Annotated in this window: 15 protein-coding genes and 1 pseudogene; 11 read left to right on the forward strand and 5 right to left on the reverse strand. The window is 69.7% G+C overall.

Going from position 1 to position 21447, the window contains the following annotated elements:
• Positions 1–49: 49 nt before the first annotated feature.
• Positions 50–763 (forward strand): TetR/AcrR family transcriptional regulator, encoded by a 714-nt coding sequence (locus tag ACIRRY_RS01085; RefSeq protein WP_403966305.1) that lies wholly within the window; start codon positions 50–52, stop codon positions 761–763.
• Between the two features lie 49 nt (positions 764–812).
• Here the strand turns inward: ACIRRY_RS01085 and ACIRRY_RS01090 are convergent, their stop codons facing one another.
• Genes ACIRRY_RS01090 through ACIRRY_RS01100 form a run of 3 tightly spaced genes read right to left on the reverse strand, consistent with a single transcriptional unit; the run spans position 813 to position 3878 of the window.
• A complete protein-coding gene (locus ACIRRY_RS01090; RefSeq protein WP_403966308.1) occupies positions 813–1967 on the reverse strand; it encodes an acyl-CoA dehydrogenase family protein in 1155 nt (384 codons plus the stop codon).
• A 1-nt stretch (position 1968) separates the two neighbouring features.
• Positions 1969–3027, reverse strand: coding sequence for a 2,3-butanediol dehydrogenase (locus ACIRRY_RS01095; protein WP_403966311.1), 1059 nt, complete (start codon positions 3025–3027; stop codon positions 1969–1971).
• A gap of 14 nt (positions 3028–3041) precedes the next feature.
• Positions 3042–3878 (reverse strand): enoyl-CoA hydratase/isomerase family protein, encoded by an 837-nt coding sequence (locus ACIRRY_RS01100; RefSeq protein WP_403966313.1) that lies wholly within the window; start codon positions 3876–3878, stop codon positions 3042–3044.
• Between the two features lie 224 nt (positions 3879–4102).
• Between ACIRRY_RS01100 and ACIRRY_RS01105 the strand changes: the two genes are divergently transcribed.
• Together ACIRRY_RS01105 and ACIRRY_RS01110 are read left to right on the forward strand one after the other, a co-directional pair.
• Positions 4103–5638: a long-chain fatty acid--CoA ligase gene (locus ACIRRY_RS01105; RefSeq protein WP_403966316.1), complete on the forward strand. Its 1536-nt coding sequence runs from the start codon at positions 4103–4105 to the stop codon at positions 5636–5638.
• 3 nt (positions 5639–5641) lie between these two features.
• Complete coding sequence (locus ACIRRY_RS01110; protein ID WP_403966319.1) at positions 5642–6430, forward strand: SDR family NAD(P)-dependent oxidoreductase; 789 nt, start codon at positions 5642–5644, stop codon at positions 6428–6430.
• Between the two features lie 9 nt (positions 6431–6439).
• On the opposite strand, the gene ACIRRY_RS01115 is transcribed toward ACIRRY_RS01110, so the two are convergent.
• Positions 6440–7246 (reverse strand): thioesterase family protein, encoded by an 807-nt coding sequence (locus ACIRRY_RS01115; RefSeq protein ID WP_403966322.1) that lies wholly within the window; start codon positions 7244–7246, stop codon positions 6440–6442.
• 269 nt (positions 7247–7515) lie between these two features.
• On the opposite strand from ACIRRY_RS01115, the gene ACIRRY_RS01120 reads away from it, so the two are divergent.
• Positions 7516–8856 carry a beta-1,3-glucanase family protein gene (locus ACIRRY_RS01120; RefSeq protein ID WP_403966325.1) on the forward strand — a complete coding sequence of 447 codons (1341 nt, stop codon included), beginning with the start codon at positions 7516–7518 and terminating at the stop codon, positions 8854–8856.
• A gap of 73 nt (positions 8857–8929) precedes the next feature.
• On the opposite strand, the gene ACIRRY_RS01125 is transcribed toward ACIRRY_RS01120, so the two are convergent.
• On the reverse strand, positions 8930–13135 hold the full coding sequence (locus ACIRRY_RS01125) for a discoidin domain-containing protein (RefSeq protein WP_403968284.1): 4206 nt from the start codon (positions 13133–13135) through the stop codon (positions 8930–8932).
• A gap of 909 nt (positions 13136–14044) precedes the next feature.
• On the opposite strand from ACIRRY_RS01125, the gene ACIRRY_RS01130 reads away from it, so the two are divergent.
• From ACIRRY_RS01130 to ACIRRY_RS01160, 7 genes and pseudogenes are all read left to right on the forward strand, one after another.
• Complete coding sequence (locus tag ACIRRY_RS01130) at positions 14045–14872, forward strand: hypothetical protein (protein ID WP_403966328.1); 828 nt, start codon at positions 14045–14047, stop codon at positions 14870–14872.
• Between the two features lie 317 nt (positions 14873–15189).
• Positions 15190–15657 (forward strand): annotated as a pseudogene (locus ACIRRY_RS01135) (DNRLRE domain-containing protein); the annotation flags it as partial.
• Between the two features lie 181 nt (positions 15658–15838).
• Positions 15839–16303, forward strand: coding sequence for a hypothetical protein (locus tag ACIRRY_RS01140; RefSeq protein WP_403968286.1), 465 nt, complete (start codon positions 15839–15841; stop codon positions 16301–16303).
• A gap of 95 nt (positions 16304–16398) precedes the next feature.
• On the forward strand, positions 16399–17232 hold the full coding sequence (locus tag ACIRRY_RS01145; protein WP_403966331.1) for a M55 family metallopeptidase: 834 nt from the start codon (positions 16399–16401) through the stop codon (positions 17230–17232).
• Positions 17225–18544 (forward strand): M20/M25/M40 family metallo-hydrolase, encoded by a 1320-nt coding sequence (locus tag ACIRRY_RS01150; protein WP_403966333.1) that lies wholly within the window; start codon positions 17225–17227, stop codon positions 18542–18544. Before ACIRRY_RS01145 ends, ACIRRY_RS01150 begins: the two co-directional genes overlap by 8 nt.
• Before the next feature lie 15 nt (positions 18545–18559).
• Positions 18560–20512 carry a prolyl oligopeptidase family serine peptidase gene (locus tag ACIRRY_RS01155; protein ID WP_403966336.1) on the forward strand — a complete coding sequence of 651 codons (1953 nt, stop codon included), beginning with the start codon at positions 18560–18562 and terminating at the stop codon, positions 20510–20512.
• Positions 20509–21441 (forward strand): LD-carboxypeptidase, encoded by a 933-nt coding sequence (locus ACIRRY_RS01160; RefSeq protein ID WP_403966339.1) that lies wholly within the window; start codon positions 20509–20511, stop codon positions 21439–21441. Before ACIRRY_RS01155 ends, ACIRRY_RS01160 begins: the two co-directional genes overlap by 4 nt.
• The last annotated feature ends 6 nt before the right edge of the window (positions 21442–21447 follow it).

The following is a 21447-nucleotide window of genomic DNA, read 5'->3' on the forward strand; positions in this document are numbered from 1 at the left end:
TGCGGGCCCGGGACAGCACGCACGTCGTCACAGCCAGGGGAGAGAAGACATGCCACGACCGCCGGGTCATGGGCCGGGCTTCGAAGTCAGACGCCAGAAGATCATCGACACCGCGGCGTCCCTGTTCGCGCAACAGGGCTACGCGGCGACCTCCATCAACGACCTGGGCCGCGCGGTCGGGCTCGCCAAGGGTGCCCTGTACTACTACATCGGCTCCAAGGAGAACCTGCTGATCGAGATCCAGTCGCGGGTGCTCGGCCCGCTGCTGGCCCGCGCCAAGGAGATCGCGGCCCTCGACGAGGTGCCGCTGCTGCGGCTGCGGCTGCTGTCCGAGTCGCTGCTGACGATCATCTTCCGCCGGCTCGACCACATCTGGGTCTACGAGCACGACTACCGCAGCCTCAGCGGCAAGGAGCTGGAGATCGTGCTGCGGCAGCGTGCCGACTTCGAGCACCTGATCACCGGCCTGCTCACGGAGGCCGTCGAGGAGGGGAGCTTCCGCGCGGTCGAACCGCACCTGGCCACCCTGCAGTTCCTCAACCTGCACAACCACACCTATCAGTGGGTGCGTCCCGGCGGCAGTTGGGACGCCGCGTTCCTGTCGGGCGAGTACTGCTCGACCCTGTTCCGCGGTTTCGCCGCGTCCGTCGGCGAGCTGCCCGATGTCGAGGCGCTGGCCGCCGAGTTCAAGCGGGCCCGGCCCGAACTGCTCCTGGATCCCGAGGCGTTGTGGGAGTCGGAGTCGGTCTCCGTCGCGAGCTGACCGGATCCGCGGTGCGCCGCCGCTTCGGCGCACCGCGGGACCCGTCGCCTCACGCGCCCTTGACGAGGGCCTTGGCGATGACATTGCGCTGGATCTCGTTGGTGCCCTCGCCGATCTCCAGGATCTTGGCGTCGGCGTAGAAACGGGAGATCTCCGACTCGCGTACGTACCCGTAGCCGCCGTGGATCTGAAGTGCCTGCGACGCGGCCCGGTTGGCGACCTCGGAGGCGTACAGCTTGGCCATCGCGGCCTCCGTGCTGTGCGGGCGCTTCTGGTCGGCCAGCCACGCCGCGCGGTACACCATCCAACGGGCCGCCTGATACTCCGTACCGATGTCGGCGATCTTGTGCGCCACGGCCTGGAAGTCGGAGAGCGGACGCCCGAACTGGTGCCGTTCCTTGGCGTGTTTGACCGCGAGGCCCAGCGCCGCCTTGGCCAGCGAGAGCCCCAGCGCCGCCACGCTGATCCGGCCGCCGTCGAGCACGGACAGGAACTGCTTGAGGCCGTTGCCCTCCTCGCCGATCAGATGGTCGTCGGAGACCCAGCAGTCGGTGAAGACCAACTCCCGTGTGTCCATGGCGTGCCAGCCGAGCTTCTTCAGCTTGGCGCCGACCGTGTAACCGGGCGTGCCCGTCGGCACGTAGAAGGTCGCGTAGCCCTTACGGCCGTCCGCGCCCTTGCCGGTCGTGGCCAGCAGGGTGACGCCCTGGCTGATGTCGGTGCCCGCGTTGGTGATGAACATCTTGGTGCCGTTGATCACCCAACCCCCGTCCGCCCGGCGGGCGGTGGTCGCGATACCGGCCGCGTCGGAGCCGGCGTCCGGCTCGGTCAGCCCGAACGCGCCGATCGCCTCGCCCTTCGCCAGCGGGGTCAGCCAGCGCCGCTTCTGCTCCTCGGTGCCGTACGCGAGCAGCGGTAGCGTGCCGATCGTCGAGTGCGCGTTCCACGAGGAGGCCACCGACTGGTCGGCGGCGCCGAGTTCCTCCATCACCGCGACATAGGTGACCGTGTCCGAGCCCGCGCCGCCGTACTCCTCCGGCACCAGCATGCCCATCAGGCCGAGTTCGCCCAGCTTGGTGAAGATCTTGGTGGGGAAGATCTCGTTCTCGGACCACGCGGCCGCGTGGGGCGTGATCTCGTTGGCCGCGAACTCGCGGACCATGTCCTGGAGAGCGAGGGTCTCCTCGGGCAGGTCGAAGTCCATGTCACAGTCCCTTCGGGGTCAGCAGCACCTTCAGGTGCTTGGCGCGGTCGGCTGCCAGGTCCTCGAAGACACCGGCTCCTCCCGAGAGCGGAAAACGGCCGGTGATCAGGGCGGAGGCGTCCAGCCGTCCGGTGCTCATCAGATCGATCACCCGGGGGATGTCGAAGTTGTAGCCGAGCGTGCCGACCACCGACCGCTCGTAGAACACGAGTTGGCCCATGTCGAACTCGACGCTGCCGTGTCCGACCCCGGCCAGCACGACCCGTCCGCCGCGCCGCACGATCGACACGGCCTGGCCCGCGAGCGCGGGTACGCCGGTCGCGTCGATGACGACGTCCGGGCCGATGCGGTTCGTCCGCACGAACACCTCGCGCCGTACGTCGCTCGCGCGCGGGTCGAAGGCCTCGGTGACGCCGATGCCGAGCAGCATCTCGCGCCGCCCGGCCAGGGGTTCGCTCACGAACAGGCCTGCCGCGCCCGCGATTTGGGCGGCCAGGACGACTGCCACGCCGATCGGGCCGCCGCCGACGACGAGAACGTTGTCGCCCGGTTTGACTCCGGCGCGGGTCACCGCGTGCAGGCCGACCGCCAACGGCTCCGCTACGGCGGCCAGTTCGTCGCTGACGTTGTCCGGGAGGCGGGTCAGGCCGGCCAGGGGGACGGTGACGCGTTCCGCGAAGCCGCCGGGGGAGGCGAGGCCTACCGAGCCGCTCTTGGGGCAGATGTGGTACTCGCCCCGCTTGCACCAGAAGCAGGTGCCGCAGCGCCAGACGGGGTCTGCGGTGACGCGGTCGCCGATCTCGATGCCGGGCGCGTCCGCTCCCAACGCGACTACTGTGCCGCTGAGTTCGTGGCCCAGGGCGAGGGGTGGCTTGGTTCCGGTGAGGGGGTGGGGGCCCTCTCGGATCATGTGGGGGCCTTCTATGTACTCGTGCAGGTCTGTGCCGCAGACTCCGCACCACGTCACTTCTACGACGGCCTCGTGTGGGGCGGGTTCAGGGGGTTCGGCGACCTCTTCGAAACGCAGATCTTGTGCACCGTGCCAGACGAGTGCCTGCATGTTTTCCGCCCCTTTCATGTTGTGTTCTGGCTGCCGGTCGGTGGGGGCTGGTCGCGCCCCGCGGCGGAGCCGCTATGTGATACAGCCCCGCGCCCCTTGGGTGTGCTGCGGCTCAGGAAGTTGTGGAGTCCCGTTGTCGCGTCCTGCGTGCCGAACACCCCTGTGAACAGGGACCGTTCGAGCGCAAGCCCTGCCGCCATGCCCGCGTCCGTGCCGTGGTCCACCGCTTCCTTGATCGCTTCCAGGGCTGCCGGTGGGCCCTCGGAGAGTTGGCGGGCGTAGGTCAGGGCGGCTTCCCAAACGGAACCTGCCGGGACCACCTCGTCCACCAACCCCAGCCGTAGCGCCTCGTCCGCCTTCACCCTGCGGCCGGTCATCAGGAGGTTCTTCGCGCGGGACGGGCCGATCAGGCGGGACAGGCGTTGCGTGCCGCCCGAACCCGGCATGATGCCCAGCTGGACCTCCGGCTGGGCGAAGATCGCGTCCTCCGCTGCCACCCGGTAGTCGGCGGCCAGGGCCAGTTCCATGCCGCCGCCGAGTGCGTAGCCGGTGACCGCGGCGATCACCGGCATCGGGAGGCGGGCCACCTCGTCGAAGGTGCGCTGCAAGGCTCGGTTCCAGCCACGTATCTCCTCCGGGCCCATCGCGGCCAGGGCCTTGATGTCGGCGCCTGCGGCGAAGAGGCGCTCGCCTCCGTAGAGGACCACGGCCCGTACGGAGGGGGAGTCGGCCAGCTCGCGTACGCGGGCGGACAGCTCCTCTCTCTGCAAGGAGTCGAAGGCGTTCATCGGCGGGTTGTCGAGGCGGAGCGTGACCACCGGTCCTTCGGTGTCCAGCCGGATGCGTGGCACGTGGGAACCCTCCTCGTCAGCGGGAGCGGCGGAAGCGGCGGCACCTGCGCCCGGGTGGTTGTCGATGCGCACGTGCCGTCGTAAAGTGCGGCTCATAAGGTTTTATAGACCAAGGGGTACACTAAATTATGTGAGTGGGCAACCGACCGGTCGGGATCCGGTTTGCCCCATGAGCCGTGGTCGAGCCGTGTTCAGCGCCGAACACCACAGAGCGAGAGTGAGCCGTGCACAATTTCGCGAGCATCCTCGATTACCACCTGGCGCAGCGGCCCGACGCCGTGGCCGTCGTCCAGGACGAGCGTTCTCTGACCGTCCGTCAACTGCACGAGCGCGTGAATCAGTTGGCGGCAGGCCTGGCCGAGCTGGGGGTCGGGCGCGGCGATGTCGTAGGACTGCTGCTCTACAACCAGCCCGAATTCCTGGAGCTGGTGCTGGCCACCAACCGGCTCGGCGCGGTCTTCCTGCCGCTCAACTACCGCCTCTCCGAAGAGGAGTGGCAGTACATCCTGGGACACGCCCAGGCCAAGGTGATCGTCACCGAGCCGGAGTTCGCGCGGGCGGTGGAGCGCAGCGCCGGGTGTCTGACCGATCTGGAGCACCGGGTGCTGATCGGCGGGGGCGAGCCGTCCGAGGAGCCGTGGACCGACTACGAGGAGTTGCTCGCCCGGCACAAAGGGGAGCGGGTGGAGCCCGTGGACGTCGAACTCGACGATCTTCAGCGGCTCATGTACACCTCCGGGACCACGTCACGTCCCAAGGGTGTCCGCATCACCTACGGAAACCTCGAGGCCAAGAACCTCGCGCACATCGTCCACTTCGGTCTGACGGCTGCGGACACCACGCTCGTGTGCGGCCCGCTCTATCACGTGGGCGGTCTGGACATGCCTGCCCTTGGGGTGCTGCACGCGGGCGGAAGTGTCGTGCTCCAGCGGAAGTTCGATCCGCAGGGTGTTCTCGACGCGATCGAGAAGCACCGGGTCACCAATGTGTGGCTGGCGCCCGCCATGGTCAACGCGGTGCTTGAGGTCCCGGACCGCGAGGAGTACGACACCAGCTCGGTGCGCTTCATCCTCGGGGGCGGCGAGAAGACTCCCGAACCGGTGCTGCGGCGCATCATGACCGCGTTCCCCAACGCCTGGTTCGCCGACGCCTACGGCCTGACCGAGACCGTCTCCGGCGACACCTTCCTCGACCGCGAGCACGCGCTGTCCAAGCTGGGCTCGGTCGGGCGGCCCGTGCCGCACACGCGCGTGCGGATCGTCGACGACACGGGCGTCGAGGTTCCGGCCGGTGAGCTGGGCGAGATCACCCTGCGCGGGCCGAAGGTCTTCGCCGGGTACTGGCGGGACGAGAAGGCCACGGCGGCGGCACTGAGGGACGGCTGGTTCCACACCGGCGACATCGGACACGTCGACGAGGACGGCTTCCTCTACATCGACGACCGGAAGAAGGACATGATCGTCTCGGGCGGCGAGAACATCGCCACGCCCGAGGTGGAGCGTGTGCTGTACGAGCACCCGGCCGTCCTGGAGGCCGCCGTGGTCGGGCTCAACCATCCCCGGTGGGGTGAAGTCCCGCGCGCCTTCGTGGTGTTCAGGCCCGGCGAGGACGCCGGCGCGGAGGAACTGCGGGAGTTCTGCCGGGCCCGGCTCGCCAAGTTCAAGGTGCCGGCCCGCTTCGACATCGTCGACGAGCTGCCCCGCACCCCGTCCGGCAAGGTCCTCAAGCGGACCCTGCGCGACATCCCCGCGGAGGGCTGAGCCATGACCGACGTGAGCGACCTGAAAGACGTGAACGCCCAACTCCGGCTCGACGGGCGGACGGTGTGGGTGACGGGCGCGGGGAAGGGGCTGGGCCGGGCGGTCGCCGTCGCCCTGTCCCAGGCGGGCGCCACCGTGGCGGCAACGGCCCGTACCGCGGCGGACCTTGAGAGCCTGGAGGCCGAACTCGCCGCGCACGGCGGCAAGGTGCTGGTGCTGCCCGGCTCGGTCGCCGACTCCGCCGTCGTACGGAGCATCGTCGAGCGCATCACCGACGGCACCGGCCGTCTCGACGCGGTCGTCAACTGCGCCGGTACGAGTCCCCACTTCACCCGCAGCGAGCGCGTCACCGACGAGGACTGGCAGCAGGTGATCGACGTCAACCTCCAAGGCACCTTCTACTGCTGCCGCGAGGCGGGCAAGGTGATGCTGGAGCAGCGCTCGGGCTCGATCGTCAACGTCTCCTCGGTGCACGCCCGCACCGGCTTCGAGCGGATCGCCGCCTACGCGGCCAGCAAGGGCGGGGTCGAGGCGCTGACCAAGTCCCTCGCCGTCGAGTGGGCCGACCGCGGGGTGCGGGTCAACGCCCTCGCGCCCGGCTACTTCCACACCGACCTCAGCTCCGGCCTGCTGGCCAGCCGCTGGGGCGAACGCATCGTCGACAGCACGCCGTTGGGCCGCGTCGGTGACGTGGCGGAGCTGGGTGGCGCCGCCGTCTTCCTCGCCTCCGACGCCTCCCGCTTCGTCACCGGTACGACCCTCACGGTGGACGGCGGCTGGACCGCGCGATAGCTCCCGCGCTCACTGGTCCGGCACGGGCCGCACGGTGAGCATCTGGAGCGCGTGTCCCACCGGGCCGTCGACGTCGTGCAGCACGGTGCTCGTCAGGCCCTGCCCGGTGGGTCCGAAGGTGACCGTCGTGTCCAACCCCGTCCAGTCGCCCACGGGTTGGCGGTGCAGGTGGACGGTCAGGTCGACGTTCGGGTAGATCCAGGCGGTCGGCGGCTGTCGTACGGCGATGCCGTTCGCGGTGTCGACCAGCGCGAGGTAGGACGCGAGCGGACTGGCGGGCTCACCGGCGACGAGGGCGTGCCGGGTGGAGATCCAGGCGGTCGTGCGGCCCGGCAGAGGTGGTGCGAGCGGGCGTACGTCCACGGAGGCGATGTAGCCGCCGGGCCACAGCGCGCTCATCTCCCAGGAGGCCAACTGCTCCGGAGGGGTGAGCAGTTGGCCGGGGCCGCCCGCGACGGCGGAGGTGTCCACCGTGGCGAGGAACCAGGCCCGGGCCCGCACCACCGGCCGGTCGGCGACCAGCACCACGGCCTCGACCAGCTCGATCGTGCGGCCGGGACGGACGGTCTCCACCCGGATCTCGCACTCGTCGAGGGCGAGCCTGCCGAGGATGTCGTAACTGATCCGCGACAGCACGAGACCGCTCTCCGGCCGGCTGACCCGCGCGTGCTCGATGGCGTGGACGACGAGGCCGCCGAGCGGACTGAAGTGCAGCTCGGCGGGGTCCCAGGCGCCGCCCGCGTGGGCGGTGGGCTTGTAGCGGTGCTCGTCGACGCGCTCGTAGTAGCTGTCGGGGACCGGGGTTCCGGTGTTCAACGGATTTCTCTCCCAAAGCTGTTCTCGCCGTACGTGCGATGTTCCGCTGACCACTCTGCCACCTGCGGAAAGGTCCATACCGGACGCGTCAAGTGATGGACGGGCAGGGCCGGTTGGGGCGAGGTCTGTGGTCGGGTCCTGAACAGATGCCTCGCCAGGAGCGCCCACATCGACGAACCGCCGCTGATTCGGCTTCAGTTGTTGACGGCGGGCAAGCGCGGGACTACAACCCGGGGAGAGCGCTCCCAACCCCACTGAGGAGACCCCCCATGCAGACAGCCACCAGACCTCCGACCGCGGCCGTACGCTCCCGTACGGCTCTCGGTCTGGTCGTCGTCCTGATCGTCGCCTTCTTCGCCGCCCTGTCACCCTCGCCCGCCCGCGCCGCCGACCCGTTGCTGTCCCAGGGACGGCCCGCCACCGCGTCCTCGACCGAGAACGCGTCCTTCCCCGCGAGCGCGGCCGTCGACGGGAACACCGGCACCCGCTGGTCCTCCGCCTTCGCCGATCCGCAGTGGCTGTCCGTGGACCTCGGCTCCGTCCAGCAGATCACCCGCGTCTCCCTCAATTGGGAGACCGCCTACGCCACCGGCTACCAGATCCAGACCTCGACCGACGCGAACACCTGGACCACGATCTACTCCACCACGACCGCCACCGGCGGCACCCAGAACCTCACCGTCACCGGCAGCGGACGCTACGTCCGCGTGTACGGCACCGCCCGCGCCACCCAATGGGGCTACTCCCTCTGGGAGTTCCAGGTCTACGGCCCCGGAAGCACCACCCCGCCCGACGACTTCTGGGGCAGTACCAGTGACATACCGGCGGCCAACAACGCCGTGGAGGTGAAGATCCTCAACCGCACCAACGGCAAGTACCCGGACAGCCAGGTGTATTGGAGCTTCAACGGGCAGACGCACTCCATCGCCGAACAGCCCTACCTCGACATGCCCGCCAACTCCGCCGGCCGGATGTACTTCTACCTGGGCTCGCCCACCAGCTCGTACTACGACTTCATCGAGTTCACGGTCGGCGGCGACGTCTTCAACGGCAACACCACCCGCGTCGACGCCTTCGGCCTCAAGCTCGCCATGCGCCTGCACGGCAAGGACGGTTACGACACGGAGGTCGGCGAGAACCGGGCGACCTTCGCCGAGGACCGTGCGACCACCTTCCAGCGCTTCGTGGACGCGGTGCCGACCCAGTTCAAGGTGCTGGCCCAGACCCAGGCGCCGTACCGGATCATCGCGCCCGGCAGCGACCCGAGCTTCCGCGCGGGCGGCGCCAACGCCAACTACTTCACGTCGTACGCGCAGTCGGTGGGCGTGAACGCGGCCACCTCCGACATCTTCGGCTGCGCGGGCTCGCTGGCCGCCGACCCCAACATGTGCGCCGCCCTCAACCGCCATGTGGCGACCCTGCCGGCGGCGCAGCAGTCCGACCCGGCGCAGTTCTACAAGGCGGCGCCCGCGAACTACTACGCCAAGTTCTGGCACGACAACGCCATCAACCAGCTTGCCTACGGCTTCCCTTACGACGATGTCGCGGGCCAGTCCTCCTTCATCTCGCACGCCAACCCGCAGTGGCTGCTGGTCGCTGTCGGGTGGTAGGCGCGTCGACTGCGCCAAACGGGGCCGCCCTTGTCAGGAAGGGCGGCCCCGCGTCATGGGGTGGTGGTCGGAGTTACTGGACGTTGATCGTGAAGGTGGACGTGGTGTTGCGGATGTCCTGGGCGTTGCCGCTCATCCGCAGGTTGACGAAGGTGGCCGAACCGACGGCCGGTCCCTGGCCGGGCTCGGGCAGCTCGTTGGCCCAGATGCCCCACCCGGACTTCGCGTCGAACGCGTCTCCGCTCTTCTTGGAGTTGGTGATGGAGATGTCGGTGAAGATCGTGTCCTTCACCGGGAACTGGGCCTGTCCGCCCACGTAGTTGGTCTGGAACATCACTCCGCCGTAGGTGGAGTTGTCGATGTCGACGTCGTTGACCCGGATGCCCTGGAAGACCTTCGAGGCCGAGAACGCCCAGATGGCCGGGAAGACCTGTGAGCCCCAGAAGTGGCCGCCCGTTCTGTCCAGGGAGACGTTCTCGATCGTCGTCGGATCGGTCCCGAAGCCGTTCATCGGGTAGCCGAAGTCCAGCGAGGAGATCGTGATGCCGGAGTAGACCAGGGTGTCGGCGACCCTGATGTTGCGGAAGGTGTTGTTGTAGCCGCCGTAGACGGCGATACCGGCCGCACGCCAGGTGAGCGTCGAGGTCAGGTTCTCGTAGAGGTTGTTCTTCTCGTCGGCGCCGCCCGCGTCGATCGCCGAGAAGAGCGCGAAGCTGTCGTCGCCCGTGGCGCGGGCGTCGTTGTTGACGACATGGTTGTCCGTGGAGCCGTTCGTCATGTTGATGCCGTCGGCGAACGTGTCACGGATGCGGGAGTTCTTGATGGTCATCTTGTCGGTGTTGGCGCCCCAGTACATGCACACCATGTGCTCGACCCAGATGTCGTCGATGGTGATGTTGGAGACGTTGGAGAAGTCGAACACCTTGCCCGGACCGTCGATTCGGGAGGTGTAGTTCCCGAAGTAGGCGAAGCCGGTGAACGACGAGCCGTTCGCGGTGGCCTCCGCCCGGATCCCGACGTCGGTGTTCTCCTGCGAGGCGGGAGCGCGGAAGCGGGTGAACCACGAACCGGCTCCTACGACCTTGACCGCCTTGCCGTAGACCTGGAGCTTGCTGGAGGTCTCGTAGTCGCCGGCCGGGAGATAGACGCCGACGAGCTTGCCCGTGGTGTCCATCCGGACGGTGTCGAGCGCGTTCTGCACGTCCTGCTGGGAGAAGCCGGCCGGGACCGCGTAGGCGGCCGGGTCCGGGTTCGGGACGGCCGTCGCCTGTTCGAGGTTGATGAAGTCGATGGCGTAGGTGGAGGAGTTGGCCGCGTCCTTCTGCAGCCGGATCCTGGAGCCTGCCGGAACCGTCCTGCCCAGCAGGAGATTCGCCTCGTCGTAGATGTGGCGCGGGGCACCGGCACTCGGCGAGTTGCCGGGCGCGGTCTCGTTGCCGTACAGCCAGGCGTACTTGGAGGTCAGGTCGATCGCCTTGAGGAACTGGCCGTCGACGTAGACGTCGAGCGTCGTGGTCGTGCCGTCCGGGATCTCGAAGCGGGTCACCAGGGTGTTGGTGGCCGCGCGGGTGGTCCACTCGACGTACTGGCCGGTGGAGTTGAGGGTGACCGCCTTGCGGCCGCTCGCCTCGCCCGCGATGTCGCCGATCGTGCGGTTGGGGCCGACGACCGTGGCGCCGCCGCCGACGGTGCCGTCCTCCGCCTCGTACATGTCGTACGGCATGTCGGCGCCGCGGCCGACGAACAGGGCTTGTGCGGTGGTGTTGTTGGTCCGTTTGACCGGCAGTTCGTTGGCGTCGTCGGCGATGACCGTCTTGACGGAGAACTTGCCGTTGACGGCCGTCCACGAGCCGAGGCTTATGGGTGCGGTCGTCTGGCCCGCGGCGATGGTGCCGTTGTAGGAACCCGTGAGCGTCTTGACCGTGGCGCCGTTGGCGTCGAGGACCGTCAGCGTGACGCCGTGGGCGCCGGAGGCCGAGTCGACCGAACCCTGGTTCTTGATCGCCACGGTGAACGTGACGTTGTCGCCCGCCGAGGCGCTGGACGGGGTCCAGGCGACCGGCGAGGCGACCAGGTCGGAGCTGGAGACCGGCTTGACGACGAGGGCATCCGGGGCGGTGAAGACGTTGTTGCCCTCGTTCTGCTCGATCACCTTGTTCGACGGGTCCACCTCGGCGCCGACCGGGTAACTGCCCGCGTCCCGGGTGCCGATGCTCGCGGTGACCGTCGTCGAGGCGCCGGCCGCGAGGACCGGGACGTCCGCCGTGGCGGCCTTCGTGCCGCCGAGCGTGAAGTTCAGGTCGGTGGCCTTGGACGCCTTGCTGCCGCTGTTGGTGACCGTCGCCGTCAGACTGATGGCGTCCGACTCGACCGGGGCCGCGGGGGTGTGGGTGACGCCGGTGACCTTGAGGTCCGGGTTGGCGGCCGGGGTGCCGATCACCTGGAACTCGGCGACCTGCCCGCCCGGGGCACCGGTGTTGGAGGCGAACTTGAGCTGGACGTCGGCTGCCGCGCCGGAGACCGGGATGGTCACCGTGTTGCCGCTCGCCGGGTTGAAGACGTAGTCCTTCGCCGCGACGAGACTCGTGAACGCGGTCGCGTCCTGGTCCCGGCCGAGCACCTGGATGTTCTGGGTACGAGTGGACCAGGCGGCGTCCGGGTTGAGCTTGACGACGACCTGGCTGAGGTCGGCGTTGGCACCCAGCTTGGTGGTGAGGGTCGCCGGGTAGGCGCCGCCCCCGCTCTCCCAATAGGTCGCGATCTGGCCGTCGTTGGCGTTCGCGGCGACATAGGTGAACGTGTACGAGGAGGCCTCGATGGGCTTGCCCTGCGCGAGGTCGGAACCGGCGCCGTTGCCGGCCCGGGTGACGCTGTTGCTCGCCACCGACACGTTCCCGGCGGCGTCCTTCGCCTTCACGTAGTAGGTGACCGTGGCCGTCGCCGACGGGGTGTCGGTGTACGAAGTCACGTCACCGGCAACGGACTTGATCACCTGGTTGTTGGCGTAGACGTCGTAGCCGGTGACCTGGACGTTGTCGTTCGACGCCTGCCAGGTGAGCTTCACGTCGCTGCCCGACTGCGTGTAGGCGAGGTTGCCGGGCGCGGTGGGGGCCTGGGTGTCGCCGGTCGACCCCTTGCGGGTCACGCTGTTGCTGTTGGCGGAGACGTTGCCCGCCGCGTCCTTGGCCCGCACGAAGTACGTGATGTCGCTGCCGGCCGGCTGGGTGTCCGTGTAGGTCAGGACGTTCCCGGCGACGCTCGACCTCAACTGGCCGTTGGCGTACACGTCGTAGCCCGTCACGGCGGTGTCGTCGGTGGCCGCGGTCCAGTTCAGCTCGATCTGCCCGGTGGCCGGTTCGGTGTAGCTCAGACTGCCCGGCGCGGTGGGTGCCTGGGTGTCGCCGGTCGCCGGTCCGTAGACCTCCAGCTCGGACGCCTGCCCGGCGGGCCAGCCGGTGTTGGCGGTGAACAGCGCGCGCACGTACCGCGTCGTCGTCGCGTCGAAACCGATGGTCGCCGACTGGTCGTTCGTGCTGTCGAAGGTGTACGCCTTCGAGGCCGTCAGGTCGGTGAAGTTCGCGTTGTCGGTCGAGCCCTGGACCTTGAGGGTCTGGCTGCGGCTCGGCCAGCCGCTGGGCAGCCGCAACGTCACCTGGTTGACCCTGACCGACGAGCCGAGGTCGACCTGGAGCCACTGCGGGAAGGCGTTGTTGGTGCTCTCCCAGTAGGTGTTGCGGTTGCCGTCACCGGCGTTGGCCGCGCCGTACACATCGGCGTGCCCGCTCTCGCTGAAGGGCTTGCCCAGGGCGAGGTTGGGGGTCGCGGCGGCGGCCGTGAGGACCTCCATCTCTCCCAACTGGGCGGTACCGGCGACCGAGTTGGCGCTGAAGTCGGCCCGCACGTACCGGGCGAGGGTCGCGGGGATCGAGATCTTCACCGTGTTGTCGTCACCGGGGCCGAAGACGTACTGCGCCGACGTCTTGAGCGTGGCGAAGCTCTTGCCGTCGGCGCTGCCCTGGAGTGCGAGCGTCTGCTTGCGGGTCGCCCAGCCTTCGGGCAGCCGCAGCACGACCTGGCGGACGCGCTCGCTCTTGCCGAGGTCGGTCTGCACCCACTGGGCCGACTTCTTCCCGGCCTGCCAATAGGTGTCGGTGTCGCCGTCGGTGACGTTGGCGGCCTTGTGGCTGCCGCGGCTGCTGCCGGCCGAAGTCGCCTTGTCCGCGGCGGTGTTGGGGCCACCGGCCGCGTGCGCGCCGACGGCGGGCAGGCCCAGCACCATGACGGCGGACGCGAGCGCGGCGATCGCCGCGCGCCGCCTTGGAGATCTCTGCTTGTGTCGAGTCGGTCTGGTCGGTCGCGTCATACGGGATCACTTCCTGCGGAGGCTCGCGCGCCGGTGGGGGCGGCGAGGGCGGCTCGTTCCTGGGGAGTGGTGCAGGAGCAGAAAGGTGCGGGGTGGAGCGGACCGTGATGTCCCTGAGAGGCAGAATTTTGCGTTGTTTCATCGAAATATTGCAGAGGCATGAGGGCGGGTCTACCTCTGGAACGGCGCAATATTCACCAGAAGCGCTCACTGCCTGCTGGTAGCGGCGAGACGCGCTTGCGTTCACTTGCGGCGGAGGTGTGAAAGTGAACGCAAGTCACGCAAATTCTTGCGTGATGTGTATGTCGTGGCTGCTTCCTGTCGCGACCTGTATCGACGTGTGGAGCCGTTCTGCGTGCCCCGTGAACTCCTCTGGGGGGGGGGGCGTCCAGCGGCGGGTGTCTGCGTTAGAGGCGATGCCTCAACTCGGCTCCATCCGTCGGAGCGTGCGCCGGTCGGGCGGCATCGCTCTCCGGCCCTTCCTTCGTCTCCGGCGTGACGCTCCGTGCTTCTGAGCAGTCCTGCCGGAAGAGGGGAATCACCTCGCCGAGGCCCCGACGCGATGTGTGGTGGGGCGCGGGAAGGTCGTGGGGCTGCCGGCTGCGCACATGGCTGCGGGGTGACGGAACGGCGAACGGAAGGCCGCGGCCCTGTGGATCGTCTCGTGCCTTGGTAAAGGGATGCGTTCGATTCGCACAAGGGATCTTGTCCGTGCCTTCACGCTGCGCTGACAACTTGCTGCCGCAGCCCACGTGATCACGGGGGTCGACCTGGCGCATCGGCTGCTCCTGTCGGGGTGCGATGCGTAAAGGGTTGGTGGGTGGGGTGCGTCCGCTCTCGCGGTGGCGTGTGTGGCTGGCCGTGATGCCGTTGCTGGTGTCCTTCTGGGCGCAGGAGGGCGGCGCGGCCCACGCGGCGACGCGTCCGTCGGCCTCGCTGGGTGCCGGGCTGAACCAGGTGTGGAAGTGGCTGTCGGGCGCGGACGGTTCGGGGCCCCGATCCAAGACCGGTTCCGCGCATGACGTACGTGCCGCGAAGGCCGGCAAGGGGCGGCCGTCCGGGAAGTCGCCGGGCAAGGGCAAAGGGCAGTTGGCCGCCTGGAAGGCGCCGAGCACCCAGGCCGAGAAGGAACGTTCCGGCGACGCGTCCGTGGGCTTCGACGCGAGGACGAGCAAGCGCATCGCCGCGAAGTCCGGCGCACAGTTCGACTACTTCCAGAACGCCGACGGGTCCTTCACCCGGAAGATGTCGCAGTCCAGGATCAACTACCGGGATTCCTCTGGTACTTGGAAGCCCATCGACCCCAGGGTCGCGAAGGGCGCCGATGGACGCTGGCGCGAGAAGGCGAACTCCCTCGGGGTGTCCTTCGCGTCCTCCACGGCGACGGACGGCTCCGTACAGGAGTCCGCGCTGCGGGGGAGCGGTGCGGGCTCGGTCGTACCCGCGGCCCTGACCTGGAAGACCAAGGCCAAGACCGCCTCCGCCCTCCAGGCCGACGACACCGACGACCCGACGGCGACTCCCACCCCCAGCCCCACCGTCAGCTCCGGCACCTCCGCCCAGGGCGACCTGGCGACCCTGACCATCGCCGACTCGGAGTCGGTGTCCTCACCGACACGAATCTCGTCCTCGCGCCGACCCCGAACGGTGTGAAGGAGTCCCTGGTCCTGAACTCGGCCAATGCGCCGACCAGTTGGGTCTTCCCGATGTCCCTCGAGGGCCTCACGCTGACCACCGCGTCCGACGGCACGGTGGAACTGGTGGACGCCGACGGCACGGTCATGGCGACCCTGCCGCAGCCCTTCGCCCGCGACGCCTACGTCGACCCGACCACCGGCGAGTCCCACGACAACTGGGCGATGACGTACAGCGTCACCGATGTCGACGGCACCCCGGCGGTGAAGATGTCGCTGGACCCCTCCTGGCTCGCCGGCTCCGACATCACCTTCCCGGTGACCGTCGACCCGACGATGACGGTGTCGACCGCCGGGCAGAACCTCACGACGTACGTGTACTACCCGAACACCGCCGACTACTCGTCGGACACGATCCTGCGGGTCGGCACCCCGGACGGCGGCGCGTACATCGGCCAGGCGTTCATGAAGTTCCTCGGGCTGCCGGACACCGACGGCTACCACATCACCGATGCCGACCTGCACCTCTTCAACGTGTGGGCGTACACGTGCAGTTCGTCCACCTCGTACAGCGTGTACCCGATCACGGAGCAGTGGTGGGTGACAGGCCAGAAGTCCTGGTCGGACCGGCCGGGCACCGCCGCCGCGATAGGCACCTGGGCGGGCACGGTCTCCGACACGGTGTGCGGCAACACCTCGGTGTCCACCGGCACCGGCCAGTGGCAGACCACCGACCTGGACACCGACTACTTCCAGAAGATCGCCCTGGGGCAGACCAGCAACTACGGCCTGTCCGTGTTCACTTCGGCGACCAGCTCCTACCACCTACGACGAGCGTGGCCGGCTCGTCACCCGGACCGACCCCGGCGGCGTGACGACCACCAACACCTACGACGCCCTCGACGACCTGACCGCACAGAGCGCCACGGGCGCCGAAGCGACCACGGCCGACCGCCACTTCGCCTACTCCCTCGACGGTCAGCTGGTGGCCTCGGCGGTCGGCGGCACCTGGGAGTACTACGCCACCAACGCCCTCGGTGACCTCCTCACCACCTCGGGCCAGGCGGGCAGCTCCGCCTTCACCTACAACGCCGACGAGAACCCGGCCACCCGCACCGACGCCGCCGGCACCGGCAGCTACACCTACGACACCGACGGGCGGCTGAACACCGACACGGACGCGTCGACCGGTACGACCCTGACCTACCAGTACAACTCCCTGTCCCAGCCTCGGTCGGTGAGCTACGGCACGTCGGGCGACGCTGAGTCCGGACTCGGTGAGCACATCGGCCCTGACACGGGCGGTCTCGCGCTGATACGGCTTGCCCTGCCGATGGGTGACGGTGCTCGGACGGAGGTCTGGTTCATCGAGCATCGCCGCCCTGAGATCCGCCCCGGGTGCCCCACGATTCCGCCCCGTAGGAAGATTCCTCGCCGACGCGTAACGTGACGCACCATGAAGATCCCCGCCACCGCCGCATGCTGTCGGAAACTGCTGTCACCACAAGGACGACGGTTCTCCGACCTGCGAGAGGACGGGCCCGCATGAAGATCCTCATCAGCGCCGACATGGAGGGTGCCACCGGCGTCACCTGGCCGGCCGACGTGCTGCCGGGAACCCCGCAGTGGGAGCGGTGCCGGTCGATGTTCACCTCGGACGTGAACGCCGCCGTCCTCGGTTTCCACGACGGCGGCGCCGACGAGGTCCTCGTCAACGAGGCCCACTGGACCATGCGCAACCTGCTCCTGGAGCAACTGGACGAGCGCACCGAGATGCTCACCGGACGCCACAAGTCCCTCTCCATGGTGGAGGGCGTGCAGCACGGCGACATCGACGGCATCGCGTTCGTCGGCTACCACGCGGGCGCCGGCATGGAGGGCGTCCTCGCCCACACCTACCTCGCGAACTCGATCACCGGCGTCTGGCTGAACGACGTCCGCGCGAGCGAGGGTCTGCTCAACGCGCATGTCGTCGCCGAGTACGGGGTACCGGTGGTCCTGGTCACGGGTGACGACGTGGCCTGCGAGGACGCCCTCGGGTACGCGCCCGAGGCACTGAAGGTGGCCGTCAAGGACCATGTGTCGCGGTATGCGGCCGTGTGCCGGACACCGGCCAGGACGGCCGCCGACATCCGCGCGGCGGCGAGGGAGGCGGCGAAGCTGGCGGTCCGTCAGGAACCGGTCAGGGGCGGGCCGTTCACCGTCGCCCTGGAATTCGACGCCGAGCACCTCGCGCTGGCCGCGACCGTCGTGCCCGGTGTCGGCAGGGTCGGGGAGCGGAAGGTCGCCTACACCAGCGACACCATGTACGAGGGCATCCGGACCTTCAAGGCGGTCACGACGATCGTCTCGGCCGCGGTGGAGGAGCAGTATGGCTGACATCGACGAGCGGGCCCTGGACGAGGTCGTCACGTTCACCTCGGAGCTCATCCGCATCGACACGACCAACCGCGGCGGCGGCGACTGCCGGGAGCGGCCCGCCGCCGAGTACGCCGCCGAGCGACTGGCCGGCGCCGGTCTCGAACCCGCCCTCCTCGAACGCACCGAGGGCCGCACCAACGTCGTCGCCCGCATCGAGGGCACCGACCCCTCGGCGGACGCGCTCCTCGTGCACGGTCACCTCGACGTCGTGCCCGCGCAGGCCGAGGAGTGGAGCGTGCACCCGTTCTCCGGGGAGATCCGCGACGGGGTCGTCTGGGGGCGCGGCGCGGTCGACATGAAGAACATGGACGCGATGATCCTCGCCGTCGTCCGCGCCTGGGCCAGACAGGGCGTACGACCCCGGCGCGACCTCGTCATCGCGTTCACCGCCGACGAGGAGGCGAGCGCCGAGGACGGCTCCGGCTTCCTCGCCGACCGGCACGCCGCGCTCTTCGAGGGCTGCACCGAAGGCATCGGCGAATCAGGGGCGTTCACCTTCCACGACGGCTACGGCCGGGAGCTCTACCCCATCGCCGCCGGCGAACGCGGCACCGCCTGGCTGAAGTTGACCGCGCACGGCCGGGCGGGCCACGGCTCCAAGGTCAACCACGAGAACGCGGTGACCCGGCTCGCCGCCGCGATCACCCGCATCGGCGAACACACCTGGCCGCTACGGCTCACCCCGACCGTCCGCGCGGCCCTCACCGAACTCGCCGCCCTGTACGGCATCGACCCCGACCTCGACGACCCCGACGGCATCGACCTGCTCCTCGCCAAGCTCGGCCCGGCGGCGAGACTCGTCGAGCCCGTCGTCCGCAACAGCGCCAACCCGACCATGCTGAACGCCGGTTACAAGGTCAACGTGATCCCGGGCGAGGCCGTGGCCCACGTCGACGGACGCTATCTGCCGGGCGGCGAGGACGAGTTCCGCACCACCCTGGACCGGCTCACCGGACCCGACGTCGACTGGGAGTTCCACCACCGCGAGGTCGCCCTCCAGGCACCGGTCGACTCGCTGACCTACGCTCGGATGCGGGCCGCCGTCGAGGAGTTCGCGCCCGAGGGGCATGTGGTGCCGTACTGCATGTCCGGCGGCACCGACGCCAAGCAGTTCTCGCGCCTCGGCATCACCGGCTACGGCTTCGCACCGCTGAAGCTCCCCGAGGGCTTCGACTACCAGGCGCTGTTCCACGGAGTCGACGAACGGGTCCCCGTCGAGGCACTCCACTTCGGCGTGCGGGTCCTGGACCGCTTCCTGAGGACGGCCTAGCAAGTGGGGGAGAACATGCGGACTTCGGCGTACGGCTCGTGGCCCTCGCCCATCGACGCGGCGCTCGCCGCCGCGCACGGCGGACACCCCGAGTACGTCGGCTTCGTCGGCGACGAGGCCTGGTGGACCGAACCACGGCCCACCGAGAGCGGCCGCCGCACCCTGGTGCGCCGCCGCACGGACGGCTCCGAGGAATCGGTGCTGCCCGCGCCCTGGAACGTCCGCACCAGGGTCATCGAGTACGGCGGCCGGCCCTGGACCGGAGCCGTCCAGGACGGCCAACCCCTCGTGGTGTTCGTGAACTTCACCGACCAGCGCCTCTACCGCTACGACCCCGGAAGCGAGCCGCGCCCGCTCACCCCCGTGTCGCGGGTGGGCGGCGGACTCCGCTGGGCGGAACCGCAGTTGCGCCCGGACCTGGGCGAAGTGTGGTGCGTGCTGGAGGAGTTCACCGGCGAAGGACCCGGTGACGTACGGCGCGTCCTGGCCGCCGTACCGCTGGACGGATCCGCCGCCGAGGACCGGGGCGCCGTACGCGAACTCACCGACGACCGGCACCGGTTCGTGTCCGGGCCGCGCGTCTCGCCCGACGGGCGGACGGCGGCCTGGCTCGCCTGGGATCATCCCCGGATGCCGTGGGACGGCACGGAGTTGGTGGTCGCGGATGTGGCGGACGACGGCACGTTCGGGGAGCCGCGGATCGTCGCCGGCGGGCCCGAGGAGTCGATCGCGCAGGTCGACTGGGGATTCGACGGCTCGCTGCTCTACGCCAGCGACCGTACCGGCTGGTGGAACCTCTACCGCGACCACCGGCCGCTGTGTCCGCGCGAGGAGGAGTTCGGCGGACCGCTGTGGAAGCTCGGCCAGCGCTGGTTCGCGCCCCTGGAGTGCGGCCTGATCGCCGTCGTGCACGGCCGGGGCGCCACCGCGCTCGGCGTACTGGACCCGGAGACCGGTGAGGTCGTCGACGCGGCCGGCCCCTGGACCGAGTTCGCCGCCACCCTCGCGGTGCACGGCGAGCGGATCGTCGGCGTCGGGGCCAGCCCGCGAAGCGCCTACGAGGTCGTCGAACTCGACACCCGCACCGGCAGGGCACGCGTCGTCGGCGCCGCCCACGACGACCCCGTGGACCCCGCCCACTACCCGGAACCCCAGATCCGCACCTTCACCGGCCCCGACGGACGCGAGATCCACGCCCACATCTACCCGCCCCACAGCCCGAGTTGCGCCGCACCGGGCGACGAACTCCCGCCGTACGTCATCTGGGCGCACGGCGGACCCACCAGCAGAGCCGCGCTCGTCCTCGACCTGGAGATCGCCTACTTCACCTCACGCGGCATCGGCGTCGCCGAGGTCAACTACGGCGGCTCCACGGGGCACGGCCGGGAGTACCGCAACCGGCTGCGCGAACAGTGGGGTGTCGTCGACGTCGAGGACTGCGCCGCCGTCGCCCTCGCCCTCGCCGCCGAGGGCACCGCCGACCGCGCCCGGCTCGCCGTCCGGGGCGGCAGCGCGGGCGGCTGGACCAGCGCCGCGTCCCTCGTGACGACCGACGTCTACGCCTGCGGAACCATCAAGTACCCCGTCCTCGACCTGGCCAACTGGGCCTCGGGCGAGACCCACGACTTCGAGTCGCGCTACCTGGAGACCCTGGTCGGACCCCTCGCCGAGGTGCCGGCCCGGTACACCGAGCGCTCACCCGTCGAGCACGCCGACCGCATCACCGCGCCCTTCCTGCTCCTCCAGGGCCTCGCCGACGTGATCTGCCCGCCCGTCCAGTGCGAACGCCTCCTGGAACGGATGCGCGGACGCCAAGTGCCGCACGCCTACCTCGCGTTCGAGGGCGAGGGCCACGGATTCCGCCGCGCCGACACCGTGATCCGCGCCCTGGAGGCCGAACTCTCCCTGTACGCACAGGTCTTCGGCCTCGCACCGCCCGGCATCCGCACCCTGGAGCTCACCAAGTGACCGCACTCGTCCGGCCGTTCCGACTCGCCCCCGGCGCCCGCGTGGCCGTGGTCGCGCCCAGCGGTCCGGTGTCCGAGGAACGGCTGGAGGCGGGCCTCGACATCCTGCGCGGCTGGGACCTCGACCCGGTCGTGGCACCCCATGTCCGCGACCGGCACGGCGAGTTGGGCTATCTGGCGGGCACGGACACCGACCGCGCCGCCGATCTGCAGAACGCCTGGTGCGACCCGTCCGTCGCCGCCGTCCTGTGCGCCCGCGGCGGCTACGGCGTGCAGCGCATCGTCGACCTCCTCGACTGGGAGGCGATGCGCGCCGCCGGACCGAAGGTGTTCGTCGGCTTCAGCGACCCGACCGTGCTGCACCAGGCCTTCGCCACCCGGCTCGGCCTGGTCACCCTGTACGGGCCCGCCGCGGCCGGCGCCGACTTCGTCAAGAGCACCCGCGCACAGGAGCAGTTGAGGGCCACCCTCTTCGACCCGGAGTCCGTGCGGACCATCCGGGCGGTCCCGACCGGGGGCGGGGTGCTGGTGCCGGGACGGGCCCGGGGCGTCACCCTCGGCGGATGCCTGGCCCTGCTCGCCACCGACCTCGGCACCCCGCACGCGCGGGCCGGTGCGCGCGGCGGGCTGCTGCTGATCGAGGACGTCGGCGAACAGCCGTACCGCATCGACCGGATGCTGACCCAACTCCTGCGCGCCGGCTGGCTGGACGGCGTCGCCGGGATCGCGCTCGGCTCCTGGGCCGGCTGCGGACCGTACGAGAAACTGCGCCCGGTGCTGCTCGACCGGCTCGGCGGGCTCGGGGTGCCCGTGGTGGAGGAGTTCGGGTTCGGGCACTGCGAGGGGGCGTTGACGATACCGCTCGGCGTGGCGGCCGAACTGGACGCGGACGCGGGCACGTTGACGCTGGACGAGCCCGCGCTGCGGTAGCCGCCC

Origin of the sequence: Streptomyces sp. NPDC101776, assembly GCF_044766845.1 — a bacterium.
Classification (GTDB): domain Bacteria; phylum Actinomycetota; class Actinomycetes; order Streptomycetales; family Streptomycetaceae; genus Streptomyces.